The following is a 13240-nucleotide window of genomic DNA, read 5'->3' on the forward strand; positions in this document are numbered from 1 at the left end:
CTCCTTTACATGTGTAAGACGACTCAGACGGTTGTCTGATCTGGAGCTTCTGGTAATGCTGGCACTTCAGCAAGGAGTAGAAGAGATATATGTAGACCTCTGTACATCAGGTGAACAAGTCCAGCTGGCGCGGGGCCAGTCCGCCGTCGATCCCGAGCAGCGATTGCAGCTCTAGGGCATTAGGAGTGGCATCCCCGGCAGAATTATTATTAAATACCACGTAAATATTCTTACAGGTCTGTTCAAGCTCCAGCAGCCGGTCCCTCCACTGCGTCAGTTCCTCGGTGCTGTAGCAGTACAGATAGCGAAGCTTGCGCCAGTCCGGGTGGCTGCTCTGATTCCAGCCTGCAGTGTTGCGCCCGTGCAGCCGCACGTAGGTGAGATCCGGCCGGGTGGCGACAGGGACAATCGGGATGGAGCCGGAACCTGCCTGCGGCTCGTCGGCTATCGTGTGAATCCAGCCTTCCTGCTCCAGGAACCGGAGGGTCCGCTCACGCATCTCAGGGCTGTACCAGGAATCATTACGGAATTCGATGGCAGCGGGCACATCCAGCATCCGCTCTTTCGCCTCACGCAGGAAATCCACGTTGTCTTTGGTGCAGTCGAACCAGGGCGGGAATTGAAACAGGGCCATCGCCAGCTTCCCCGCTGAACGGACAGGGGCGATAGAGGTATGGAAGGCCCGGTACATCTCCTCCGGCGTATCGTAGTAATTCTTTTTCCCCCGCAGATGTCCGGTCATTCCCTGATAAGCCTTCACAATGAATTGGAATGCCTCCGGCGTCTGATGCACCCACTTCTCGTAATTTCGGACCGGCTGAACCGCATAGAAGGAGCTGTCAATCTCCACAATGGGAAAATGGGCGCTGTAAGCGGGCAGGCGGTCGGCGGGTTTGATTTTGCCGTACAGCTCCTCATGGTCCCCGAAGCCGGTCAGCCCAATCTTGATCATAGTCCCTTCCCCCTCGCAACTATGGAATGAAGACCGAACGGATCGGCTAACTCTTATTAAACTGAAAACCCGCCTATGCAAACAACAGGAGAACAGGAATGACGGAAATCAGTGTAGAGACAGGAAGGAACTGGAGGAAAAGGGGCTATGGAAGCTGGTATCACCAAAAGAGCAGGCGGTTATACCCGGCGGGTGCCATTTATTCTTTCTACTTGATATGCGCAGGGGAAGCGTGAGGTGCCGCGCGGGGCAGGAAAAGAGGGGTTGCCTCCATCACATGGGCTTGAAGCGGGTGATGGAGGAGACGCCATACAGATGAACGCTATTGCGGCCGTTCCGCTTGGAGGAGTAGAGGGCATGGTCTGCTTCTGAGAGCAGCTCCTCCAGTGAGATCGAACGGCCGAGGGCTTCGGTCACGCCGAAGCTGGCTGTGATTTTAATTGTTCCTGTGAAGGTGGAGAAGGTGCTGTGCTCGATGTCCCTGCGGATGCGCTCAGAGATCAGGGCCGCTTCCTTCAAGGGGGCTCCCGGCAGGCTTAAGACGAATTCCTCACCTCCATACCGTCCGAAGACATCGCCCTCCCGGACATGCTGACGGCATACGCTTACTACATGCTGCAAGGCCATATCCCCGTGATGGTGCCCGTAGCGGTCGTTAATGCTCTTGAAGAAATCGATATCCAGCAGGATGACCGAAAAGGGGGCGGCGGAGCCGGCAGCTTCCTTCAGCCGTTGCCGGCTCAGCTCCATGAAGTGGGTCCGGTTGTAGATACCGGTCAGGCTGTCGATGGTGGCGAGCTGCAGCAGCTTTTCCTGGAGCAGGGTGCGTTCGGTAACATCGATCAGCATGATCATCCGCCCGGCAAGATGGCCGTCATGCTTCTGCACGGGGGAGGAACGGACCTGATAATAGCGGACTTCTCCGCCGGAATGCCATACCAGCTCCTGCTCTTCGCTGATCTGAGGATTGGAATTCATTACATAATCGAACGCCTCCTTGCCGGCAGGCAGGAAGAGCTGGGCCAGCGGGCGGCCGATGGCTGCGGCATCCAGATCCTCAAGCATCTCGGCAGCGGCCCGGTTATAGTCCACCAGCTTGTCGGAGAGGTCCGTGACCAGTACGCCGTCGCGCATGCTCTCGAACAGATTCTCGCGGGCAATCGGTGCGGCGGTCAGCATCCCTCTGGACAGAATGGCCCATATATACAGGGACGAGGTTACGCTCATCACTACAGGAACAGGGTCTGTTCCATACGGAATCAGGTCCATCAGATAGAGGAAGGCCCCCAGCGCAGGCAGGAATTGTCCGACAAAAATAATCAGCATCTGCCGCAGATAAGCCCGCCGCATCCGCCCCCAGCGCCAGAGGATCAGGCACATCCCGGCCAGCATACAGCCGAAGGTCAGACTGCCCTGCACGATATACCAGGGTCCCATCACGATATCCACCAGCGGTGTAGGCGCGTCTCCCCGGAAGTAGATAGACTTATAGAACAGGTGATGGGAGTCGTTGGTCCACACAAGCACCGTGGAGATCACGGGGACGGAGTAGAGGAGGACCAGCAGTTTTTTGGAGACCAGCTTCTCTAAGCCCACGAAATGCATGATCATCAGCAGACTGGAGGGTGCGATGTACGGCATCCCGAGATACTCCAGCTTGATCCAGAACTTAATCTGTTCCATCGAGTTCCCTGAGAGTTCAAGCGCGAAGGCGAATGTGTATACCGCCGAGGCGGCGGAGCTGACGATGAATGCGCGCAGACCCGAGAAGTCAGTCTTCCTGTAAAAAGCAAACAGGGCGAGCAAGGCATTCAGCACACCGGAGATCGAAACGATAATAATGTAGTTGGAAATCATAGATGCCATGGGGAGCGCCTCCATGGGTTGTGATGAGCATAGGACATTGGGAATAGTCTCCTGGACACAAAATGAAATGTAAGTAAATGTGATTACTATTTTTATCGGCAATCTGTTCTATTATTTACACTGTAAGCGGCCCCTTAGACAAAGTGACGGAATTTCACTGTCTCAATGTTACGCTTTGTCTAATGTGGGATTCACGGGCAGCGTGTAACATGTTAATTAATCGTACATGAGTACAGAAAAAATACTGAAATTGCGAATTATATGTTATGTTAATTAACATTAAATAGATTCAGGGATGGAGGGGGACTGGAGATGTCACTAGTAGCAGCAAAAATTCCTGAAATACAGCTGGAGCATGTCGAAATGCGTTACCAGACGGAGACGGCAGACGTGCTGGCCCTGCATCAGGTAAGTCTTGATATTGCCAAGGGGGAGTTCGTCTCCCTGCTGGGTCCCTCCGGGTGCGGAAAGACTACGCTGCTGAGGCTGATGGCAGATCTTATCACACCAACGGCAGGAAATATTATGGTGGCAGGCAAAAGCGCCAAGGAGGCCCGGTTGGCCCAGAAATACGGTATTGTGTTCCAGAGTCCGGTGCTCTATGACTGGCGGAAGGTCAAGCATAATATTACGCTGCCGCTGGAACTGCTCGGCGTCAAGAAATCCGTTCGTGAGGACAAAGCGCTGGAGCTGCTTGATCTCGTAGGCTTGCAGGGGTTCGCCGACAAGTATCCCTGGCAGCTCAGCGGGGGGATGCAGCAGCGCGTAGCCATTGCCCGGGCGCTCTCCATGGAGCCGGAAATTCTGCTCATGGATGAACCGTTCTCGGCGCTGGATGAATTCACGCGCGAGCGGCTGAATGAAGAGCTGCTCTCTGTCTGGAGCAAGGTGCAGAGCACGATTGTGTTCGTTACCCATAGCATTCCTGAATCGATCTTCCTGTCGGACCGGGTGTTCGTCCTGTCTCCGCATCCGGGCAGACTCTCGGCGGTTGTCGATATTCCGCTGCCCCGTCCGCGTACAGCAGATATGAGGAACAGTCCGGAGTTCTTCGAGCTGATTGCCCGTATCCGCGACAGCTTCGAAGGGGTGTAGCTATGAAGCTGAACCGTGCGTTAATGCGGGGGCGTACACTGCCGCTGCTTGTCTGGATCTGCGGTCTGCTGGTGCTGTGGGAGGCAGTCTCCTGGTGGCTGCTGCATGTGGCGAAGACTCCGCTGGCCCAGTCCAAGCTGCCTTATGTTCATGAAGTGGCGCTCACCCTGTGGCAGTACAGCGGCACCCTTCTCCGGGAAGGGGGAGCCACCTTCGGCAATGCCGGGGTGGGCTTCCTGATCGGAGCGCTCTCCGGAGTGCTGCTGGCCGTGCTGATGAGCCTCTCCCGGACGGTAGAGCAGCTTGCCTTCCCGTATGCCGTTGCTTCGCAGATGATTCCCATTCTGGGGCTGGCGCCGATCATATACGGTATTGTGCGGGATGAGCAGATGTCGAGGATCATCATCTCGGGCTATATCACCTTCTTCCCGGTGGCGCTGAATATGCTGCGCGGTCTGCGGAGTGTGGACCCCTCTGCCCTGGAGCTGATGCACTCTTATGCCGCTAAGCCGTGGGCTGTATATTGGAAGCTGCGCTTCCCGGCAGCGCTGCCGGGACTGTTCAGCGGGCTGAAGATTGCAGCGCCGCTGGCTGTAACCGGCGCAATTCTGGTCGAGCTGATGGGTGCACAGCGCGGGATCGGGGTTATTATGCTCCGCAATCTCTATTATGGGCCCTCCCATACTTACATGTTCTGGTCCACGGTACTGGTTGGTGCTCTGCTGGGTATGGCCAGCTATTGGCTGATGAGTCTGGTGGAACGTCTGGTGGCCCCCTGGCAGCCGGAATTCCGTCCCCAAGGAGGCAGCCGCTAATGGACAGCAATACGGTTCACGAATTCGCATCCTCTAACAACGTTATTAAGACGGATATAGAGCAAGGCAGAGATCCATGGAAATTCCTGAAATGGCTGAACCCCGGGTTCGTGCTGCCCCTGCTTGCCGGAGCTTTGTTCCTGCTGCTGTGGGAGCTCCAGATCTTTCACCGCATCTTCGATCTGAAGAAATATCAGCTGCCGCTCCCCTCCGCCATCGCTGAAGCGATGCGGGATAATCTCAGTCTGCTGCTCTCTTACACCGGGTATACCCTCACTGAAGCTGTTCTTGGTATGCTGATCGGCTCCGGCTGCGGCTTCCTGATTGCCTTGGCTGCTACGGCCTGGCCCCGCTGGGGCGGCGGCAGCCTCACGATGGTAGCTGCACTCAATGCAGTTCCCATAGTGGCGCTCGCCCCTATCATGAACCTCTGGTTCGGAGACGGCATCGGCTCGCGGGCGGCGATTGTGACCGCGGTCACGATGGCGGCTATGGCGATCAATGCCTACAAGGGCATGGCGGCTGTGGACCCGCTGGCGCTGGACCTGATGCATTCCTATGCGGCAGGCAAGCGGGCGGTATTCCGCCATCTGCGGATTCAGAACAGTCTGCCTCATGTATTCACTGCCTTGAAGATCAACGCAACAGCGAGCATGATCGGGGCAATTGTCGGGGAGTTCTTCTTCTCCTCGCGGGGGCTCGGGTATCTGCTCTCGAATTCCATCAAGGTGGCGAAGATGCCGCTGGGCTGGGCCTGCATCGTGCTTGCTGCGGTTGCCGGAGTAATCTTTTACCTGGTCGTGGAGCGGCTGGAAAAGGTATTTATCAAGTGGCACCCTTCCCGGCGGGCGTAGCGTGAATTCCCGCAGTATCCGCTGCGCCTGTAATCGCAATGCCTGTAATCGCAACATCCGCAACCCTGGAACTGTTACATCCGGTTTGTACGCTGGCAGGAGATAAAGAAGCTGCCAGGCACAAGCTGTATGCATATAGCAATAAGAGCGCAATCATGCTGTGTCAGGCTGTCTTACAAAAAAACTTGAGTGGTAGGGGGAGTTGCTATGATGAAGGGTAAACAGGGCAAAACTCGTGGCGGGTTATGGCTTGCGGCGGTTCTAATGCTGATCTCGCTGCTTGCAGGCTGTGGCGGTAACAACAACGCCGGTCCCTCCGGTGCAGAAGCGACTGCGGGGAATGCGGCGTCAGCTTCGCCGGAAGCTGCGGCGACCACAGAACCGGCGGCTGAGCCGGTCACTGTGAAGCTGCAGCTCAAATGGGTGCCGCAGGCCCAGTTCGCCGGGTACTTCCTGGCGCAGGACAAAGGGTATTATGCGGCAGAGGGCCTGAAGGTCGAGATTCTGCCGGGCGGGCCGGATATCGTGCCTGAGCAGCAGGTGGCCGGCGGTTCGGCCGATATCGGGGTGGACTGGGTGGCGAGTCTGCTGACCAGCCAGGAGCAGGAGATGCCGCTGGTGCAGATCGCCCAGATTTTCCAGAAGAGCGGGCTGGTGCTGGTATCCAAGAAGGAAGCGGGCATCACTACACCGGCTGAGCTGAAGGGCAAGAAGGTGGGTAACTGGATGGGCGGCAATGAGTTTGAGCTTCTGGCGCTGTTTGATAAATACAAGCTGGATTCAGGCAAGGATCTGAACTTCACCAAGCAGGGCTTCACGATGGACCAGTTCCTCGGCGGTGAGCTGGATGCGGCCTCGGCCATGACCTACAACGAATATCAGGTGGTGCTGGAGTCAGGCATCAAGGCAGAGGACCTCAGTGTTATCGACATGAATGACGAAGGGGTGGCGATGCTCGAAGACAATCTGTTCGCCAATAAGGAATGGCTGGAGGGCAACAAGGAGACGGCGGCCAAGTTCGTCCGCGCTTCTCTGAAGGGCTGGGCGGATGCGATTGCTGATCCCGAAGCGGCTGTGGACAGTGTGATGAAGCTTGCCGAAGCGGGCAGCACGACCCGGGAGCATCAGCTGACGATGATGACGGAGGTTGCCAAGCTAATCCAGCCGGAGGGCTTCGATGCTTCCAAGCTGGGCTATACGGATGCTGCTGCCTTCCAGCAGACCGCCGATATCGCGCTGAAATTCGGAGTCATTAAGACGGCTTCCAAGGTGGAGGAGGCCTACACGAACGAGATTGTAGAGATGGCTGCGAAATAACAGGTAACAGAATTCCTTCATAGCTGAAGCAGATGGCCGCCTGGTAAGGCGGTCATCTCTTCTAGGGTAGCGGACGAACACAGGGAAAGAGGTGCAGTCGATGACACTGCTCACGGGGCAGGCCGGTAAAGTGATGAACTATGTGAACGGAGCTTGGGTGGAGTCTTCATCCGGGCGGCAGGAGGAAGTGTTCAACCCGGCGACAGGTGAGGTGATTGCCTATGTGCCGATCTCCAGCCGGGAGGAGCTGGATGCAGCCGTGCGGGCAGCTTCCAGAGCCTATTCCGAGTGGAAAAGAGTCGCTGTGCCGCGCCGTGCCCGCTATTTCTTCCAGTACCAGCAGCTGCTGGTGCAGCACAGCAAGGAGCTGGCCGAGCTAATTACGCTGGAGAACGGCAAAAGCCTGGAGGAAGCGCTGGGCGAGGTGCAGCGCGGCATCGAATGCGTGGAATTCGCCGCCGGCGCTCCCACGCTGATGATGGGCAGCCAGCTGCCGGATATCGCGACAGGCGTAGAGTCCGGCATGTTCCGTTATCCCCTGGGAGTTGTGGGCGGCATCGCCCCGTTCAACTTCCCGATGATGGTGCCCTGCTGGATGTTCCCGCTGGCGGTAGCCTGCGGTAATACCTTTGTGCTGAAGCCCTCCGAGCGGACCCCGCTGCTGGTGAACCGGCTGGCGGAGCTGTTCGCAGAAGCGGGCTTCCCGCCGGGGGTGCTGAATGTGGTACACGGGGCGCATGAGGTGGTGGACGGCCTGCTTGCAAATGAGGAGGTGAAGGCGGTCTCCTTCGTCGGCTCGCAGCCGGTGGCGGAATATGTCTATAAGCAGGGGACCGCACGCGGCAAGCGGGTGCAGGCGCTTGCCGGCGCGAAGAATCATTCGATCGTGCTGAAGGATGCCGATCTGGACCATGCGGTGAAGAATATTCTATCCGCAGCCTTCGGCTCTGCAGGCGAACGGTGCATGGCCTGCGCTGTAGTGGTGGTGCAGGAGGATATTGCCGATGAGCTGGTGAGCCGGATCGTTGCGGCCGCGGACGGGCTGAAGATTGGGAACGGCAAGGAGGAGGGGGTGTTCCTGGGCCCGGTCATCCGGCAGGCGAACAAAGACCGGATGATCGATTACATTGAAGCTGGGCTTGCCGAGGAGGCGGTGCTGGTGAGGGATGGCCGTAAGGATGCTGCGGCCGCGGGCAGCGGGTATTTCCTGGGCCCGACGATCTTCGATCATGTGCGGCCGGGCATGAAGATCTGGCGTGATGAGATTTTTGCGCCGCTGCTGTCAGTGGTGCGTGTGAAGGATCTGGCGGAGGCGATAGCGGTCACTAATGAGTCTCCCTTTGCCAACGGAGCGTGTATCTATACGGACAGCGCCAGGGCGGTCCGCGAATTCCGCGAGGAGATTGATGCGGGGATGCTGGGCGTCAATCTGGGCGTGCCGGCACCGATGGCATTCTTCCCTTTCTCAGGATACAAGAAATCATTCTATGGAGATCTGCATGCGAACGGGCGTGACGGTGTGGAGTTCTACACCCGCAAGAAAATGATTACCGCGCGTTACTAAAAGAAGGAAACCCGAGGGAGGAGAGTGTGCCGTGCAGAGTCTGGGTAAAGAAAGCGAGCTGGCGGTTAAGAAGGACCAGCGGTATTTGTGGCATAATATGACCCCTTACAGTGAGCAGCATCCGCCAATGATTGCAGCATCCGCAAGCGGATCATGGGTTACCGATACTGACGGCAACAAATTCCTGGACGGCATGTCCGGCCTGTGGTGTGTGAATGTGGGGTACGGGCGCAAGGAGCTGGCGGAGGCGGCGTATAACCAACTGCTGAGCCTGCCGTATTTCCCGCTGACGCAGAGCCATATGCCGGCCATCGCGCTGGCTGAGAAGCTGAATGAATGGCTGGAGGATGAGTATGTCATCTTCTTCTCCAACAGCGGGTCGGAAGCGAACGAAGCAGCCTTCAAAATCGCCCGCCAGTACCAGCAGCAGACCGGCCAGCCTGACCGCCATAAATTCATTGCCCGCTACCGGGGCTATCACGGAAGCTCGCTTGGCGCCCTGGCGGCGACCGGGCAGGCGCAGCGCAAGTACAAGTACGAGCCGCTGAGTGGGGGGTTCCTGCATGTGGCGCCGCCGGACAGCTACCGCCGTCCGGCCGGCATGACCGAAGAGGCGTTCAACCTCCAGTGTGCGCAGGCGATTGAGGATATGATCGTCTGGGAAGGTGTAGCCTCTGTAGCGGCGGTGATTATGGAGCCGGTCATTACCGGCGGGGGCGTGATCGTCCCGCATCAGGTCTATATGGACCGGGTGCAGGAGATCTGCCGTACCCATGGCGTATTGCTGATTATCGACGAGGTGATCTGCGGCTTCGGGCGGTCCGGCCGCAAGTTCGGTCACCACAATTTCGGAATCAAGCCCGATATTGTCACGATGGCGAAGGGGCTGACGAGCGGCTATCTGCCGTTATCCGCTACCGCTGTGCGCAAGGAGATCTATGAGGCCTTCAAGGATAACAGCGATGAATACGGGCACTTCCGTCATGTGAACACCTTCGGCGGCAATCCAGCTGCCTGTGCGCTGGCCCTGCGCAACCTGGAGATTCTGGAGCAGGAGCAGCTTGTGGAGCGCGCCGGGATTCTGGGACGTATGCTGGCGGACGGGTTCGCCGGGCTGCTTGGGCATAAGCTGGTTGGCGATATCCGCAGCTTCGGGCTGGTCGTTGGGATTGAGCTGGTGGCGGATAAATCCACCAAACAGCCCACCGAGCTAAGCATCGTCAAGGGGATTATAGCCGACTGCAAAGCCAAAGGGCTGATCATCGGCAAGAACGGCGATACGGTGGCTGGCTTCAATAATGTGCTCACCTTCGCTCCGCCGTTATCCTCGACGGATGAGGATGTGCAGTTCATCATCGATACCTTCACAGCTGTGCTGAACGGGAGCTGGGCAGAGTGAATTTCTCCGGGTACAGGAACTGGTAGGCGCGCAGGGCGACCTGAATGGAGATCCGGTTCTCCGGGAGCATGAAGTCCTCGCCGAGCAGCTCGGTGATTTTGTCCAGCCGGTAGTAGAGGGATTGCCGGACGATGAAGAGGCTGCGGGCGGCGATCTGCTTCGACCCGTCATGATCGAGGTAGACGCGCAGCGTCAGCAGCAGCTCGCTGCCTTTTGCCTCATCGTGGTCAATCAGCGGGCCGATATAGCTGCGGATGAAATTCTCCAGCGTCTTGCCGTCGTTCAGGCTCAGCAGCAGCTGGAAGACGCCTAACTCCTCATACATGAGGACCGGCTTCTGGTAACAGGAATAGAGGGACAGCGCTTGTACGGCTTCCTGGTAACCGGCATGAGCATGCTTCAGGCCCCGGTGGGACTTGCTGACTCCGATGACGAGTTGCAGGTCCTTCAGCTTCTCATCCGCGCGGATATGCTGCAGGGAATCAAGCGCCTGCTGCAGGCGCAGCTTGCCGGGCAGCTTGGACTGGATATCCAGCGCAATGACGGTCAGCCGGTTGTTCTTCAGGGTGATCAGCGGCCGGAGGGAGTGCTTCTCGAAGATGGAGCGCAGGATGAGCGAGAGATGGAAGGTGATGGATTCCCAGTCATTCTCCGAGCTGTTCCATTTGACATCCCGGGGATTCTCGATCTCAATCAGGCAGACCCGGTAGGGCAGCTCATTGACCAGGTTGAAGTCCGGGCCGACCAGCCCCTTGAGCCGGTTGTCGTCCTGAGTGCGTCCCCCTACCAGCTCATCCACCCACAGATTCTCCGAGAACAGCTTCCGTTCTTCCATGTACCGCGTGCGCAGCAGCTCCTGTGCGATGGATAAGGAGGCCGAATCGAGCAGCAGGCAGTCGAATTCCTGCGGCTTGTGATTACAGACCATCAGGATATAGGCCCAGGTCTGATCCAAGGCTCCTACGGGCTTCACGGCGATGGTATTGTGGCCGTATTCGCGGATATAGGGGGCGGCCTCCGGCGCTGCTCCCTCCATCTCTTCGCTGAAGGTCTCAAAGAAGCCAAGCAGCGGACGCTGCTCCTCGGGCGCAAGGGCCGGGAAGAAGAGCGGTTTGCCTTGCAGCTGCATATAGAGAATCTGTGTGCGGGTGCTTTTACATAACAATTGCAGGACCTTAAGGGTTCCCTGGGAGGTTAGGGTCAGCCGGTGGAATTCGCGGGAGATACTCTCCAGCTCTTGCAGCATCCGGTGGTGGCGGTTGATGATGAGGGAATGCAGATCGAGTGTAATGTCGACGAACCGTACAGTGCGGGTGAATTGGATCAGCGGAAAATCATGCAGGTTCGAAAGAGCGATCATCTCCTGCGGAATGGCACTGAAGTAGGCTCCCAGCTCGATGCATAGGCAGGCGGCGTTCTTATCAATCAGATTCTGCATGAAAGACAGGGCGGCGTCCAGATCCGTGCTTGCGCTCATTCCGGTGGTCAGAATCATCTCTTCCCCATGAATCAGACTCTCCAGGCTCGCACTCTCCAGCACATGCACCCAGCGGATAGCCCGGTTCAGGCCGTTTCTTCCCCCGATCAGCTCAGCTTCAGCGAACAGCGGCCGCTTCAGCGCGTCGCGGATCGTAAATACAAGTTCCCAGTCCATAAGCTTCCCCCTCATTCACTTCGTTCTCAGGCTATTCTCACACGTAAAAAATAGACATTTGAAATTAGACAATCTGTCTAATGTAACGAAAAAACGGATTGACTATAGTTTAAATATAATATGTCAGGAAACTTAACTTAAATCAGAGTGTGATTAGCGAATTTATCGGCTTGAAGTTTATTTTACTACAATAATTCTTACAAGTATGCAAAACATTAAGGCAATCATCGTAATAATGTTATATTATATAACATAAATCGAAGCAAGAGTGGAAGCTACTCTGGCCAGAAGGAGGGGTACCCGATGGAGCAATCTTCACCGTTTACCACATTGACACCTGAGCTGTTCATGCGTAATTTTGCCGAGGCAGAGCCGGGGCTTACCCGCAAGGGGGCCATCGAGGAATCTAACCGCTGTCTGTACTGTTATGATGCGCCGTGTATCAAGGCCTGTCCGACCAGCATCAATATCCCTTCCTTCATTAAAAGAATCGCGACGGACAATCTCAGAGGATCGGCGCAGACCATCATGGATGCCAATCCGGTCGGCGCAAGCTGCGCACGGGTATGTCCTACGGAGGAGCTGTGCGAGGGAGCCTGTGTGTTAAACGGTACTTCTGCGCCGATTGAGATTGGCCTGCTGCAGCGGTACGCTACGGATTGGGCGATCCGCAGCGGTCTCCAGCTTTTCCGGGCGGGTGAGCCTAACGGCAAGAAAGTAGCGGTGATCGGCGGAGGACCGGCAGGTCTGTCGGCGGCCAGAGAGCTGGCACGCGAAGGCTTCCAGGTAGTGATCTATGAGGCGAAGCCGCTGGCCGGTGGCCTGGATACCCACGGGATTGTCTCCTTCCGGCTGCCGCAGGACATCTCGCTCTGGGAAGTGGAGCAGGTGGAGAGGCTGGGCGTAGAGATCCGCACAGGAATGAAGGTGGGAGTGGATATTTCCATAGAAGAGCTTAAGGCCGGATATGATGCGATTGTGCTGGCGGCCGGAATGGGTTATGTGCCTCCGCTGGGGATTGAAGGCGAGAAGCTGTCCGGTGTCTATGATGCGATCGAGCTGGTGGAGACCACCAAGACCGGGATTCCTGCCTTGGAGCTGATGGGACAGCGTGTCGCTGTTATTGGTGCAGGCAATACGGCCATTGATGCGGCCACCTGCTCGGTGCGGCTCGGCGCAGCGAACGTGAAGATGATCTACCGCCGGACGCGCGGGGAGATGACGGCTTATGATTTTGAATATGAATTCGCCAAGCAGGAGGGTGTGGAGTTCAACTGGCTGACCCTGCCGAAGCGGATTGTCGGGGATGAAGAAGGGAATGTTACGGCACTGGAATGTGTACGGATGGAGCTGACTGGTGAGGCCGGGCCGGATGGACGCCCCTCTCCCGTGCCGGTGGCGGGCTCGGAATTCCTGCTCCCGGTGGATGCCGTAGTGGTGGCTATCGGCCAGAAACGGCGGATTGACCTCATTGAGGCGCTGGGGCTTAAGCATAAGCGGGGCGTAGTGGAGATTGATCCCGCGACCGGCCGTACCTCTGATCCGCAGATTTATGCTGCCGGCGATATTGTTTTTGGTGCAGGGACGGGGGAGGCCATGGTGGTCTCTGCCGCGCAGCAGGGCAAGGATGCTGCCTATGCGATTGTGAAGCAGTGGTCAGGCCGTCAGGATGGCGTAATCGGCTCTGCCGTATAACACGGATTTCATAGAAGGGGGAGGGAATG

10 protein-coding genes are annotated in these 13240 nt (G+C 57.2%); 7 read left to right on the forward strand and 3 right to left on the reverse strand.

Translation table 11 applies throughout. The features are described 5' to 3' along the window. Positions 1-106: 106 nt before the first annotated feature. The gene (locus tag NST04_RS05695; RefSeq protein WP_341183510.1) at positions 107-952 is read right to left on the reverse strand and encodes a DUF72 domain-containing protein; all 846 of its coding nucleotides are present in this window, start codon (positions 950-952) and stop codon (positions 107-109) included. A 273-nt stretch (positions 953-1225) separates the two neighbouring features. Continuing rightward, the gene (locus NST04_RS05700) at positions 1226-2818 is read right to left on the reverse strand and encodes a histidine kinase N-terminal 7TM domain-containing diguanylate cyclase (RefSeq protein WP_341183511.1); all 1593 of its coding nucleotides are present in this window, start codon (positions 2816-2818) and stop codon (positions 1226-1228) included. Positions 2819-3130: 312 nt separating this feature from the next. Here NST04_RS05700 and NST04_RS05705 point away from each other — a divergent pair, with 312 nt between their 5' ends. From NST04_RS05705 to NST04_RS05730, 6 genes are all read left to right on the forward strand, one after another. Continuing rightward, on the forward strand, positions 3131-3913 hold the full coding sequence (locus NST04_RS05705) for an ABC transporter ATP-binding protein (protein WP_341183512.1): 783 nt from the start codon (positions 3131-3133) through the stop codon (positions 3911-3913). 2 nt (positions 3914-3915) lie between these two features. Next, positions 3916-4728: an ABC transporter permease gene (locus NST04_RS05710; protein ID WP_341183513.1), complete on the forward strand. Its 813-nt coding sequence runs from the start codon at positions 3916-3918 to the stop codon at positions 4726-4728. Then, positions 4728-5582: an ABC transporter permease gene (locus NST04_RS05715; RefSeq protein WP_341183514.1), complete on the forward strand. Its 855-nt coding sequence runs from the start codon at positions 4728-4730 to the stop codon at positions 5580-5582. Before NST04_RS05710 ends, NST04_RS05715 begins: the two co-directional genes overlap by 1 nt. Before the next feature lie 207 nt (positions 5583-5789). Beyond that, on the forward strand, positions 5790-6899 hold the full coding sequence (locus NST04_RS05720; protein ID WP_341183515.1) for an ABC transporter substrate-binding protein: 1110 nt from the start codon (positions 5790-5792) through the stop codon (positions 6897-6899). A gap of 100 nt (positions 6900-6999) precedes the next feature. Continuing rightward, entirely contained in the window at positions 7000-8463 is a 1464-nt protein-coding gene (locus tag NST04_RS05725; protein WP_341183516.1) for a CoA-acylating methylmalonate-semialdehyde dehydrogenase, read from the forward strand. A 31-nt stretch (positions 8464-8494) separates the two neighbouring features. Next, positions 8495-9862 carry an aspartate aminotransferase family protein gene (locus tag NST04_RS05730; protein ID WP_341183517.1) on the forward strand — a complete coding sequence of 456 codons (1368 nt, stop codon included), beginning with the start codon at positions 8495-8497 and terminating at the stop codon, positions 9860-9862. Here NST04_RS05730 and NST04_RS05735 read toward each other — a convergent pair. Continuing rightward, positions 9828-11516, reverse strand: coding sequence for a PucR family transcriptional regulator (locus NST04_RS05735; protein WP_341183518.1), 1689 nt, complete (start codon positions 11514-11516; stop codon positions 9828-9830). The two genes, NST04_RS05730 and NST04_RS05735, sit on opposite strands and share 35 nt — an antisense overlap. 303 nt (positions 11517-11819) lie before the next feature. Here NST04_RS05735 and NST04_RS05740 point away from each other — a divergent pair, with 303 nt between their 5' ends. Then, positions 11820-13211 (forward strand): NAD(P)-dependent oxidoreductase, encoded by a 1392-nt coding sequence (locus NST04_RS05740; protein WP_341183519.1) that lies wholly within the window; start codon positions 11820-11822, stop codon positions 13209-13211. Positions 13212-13240: the final 29 nt, after the last annotated feature.

The sequence above is a fragment of the Paenibacillus sp. FSL H7-0756 genome, assembly GCF_038006765.1.
In the GTDB taxonomy this organism is placed as follows: domain Bacteria; phylum Bacillota; class Bacilli; order Paenibacillales; family Paenibacillaceae; genus Paenibacillus_AQ.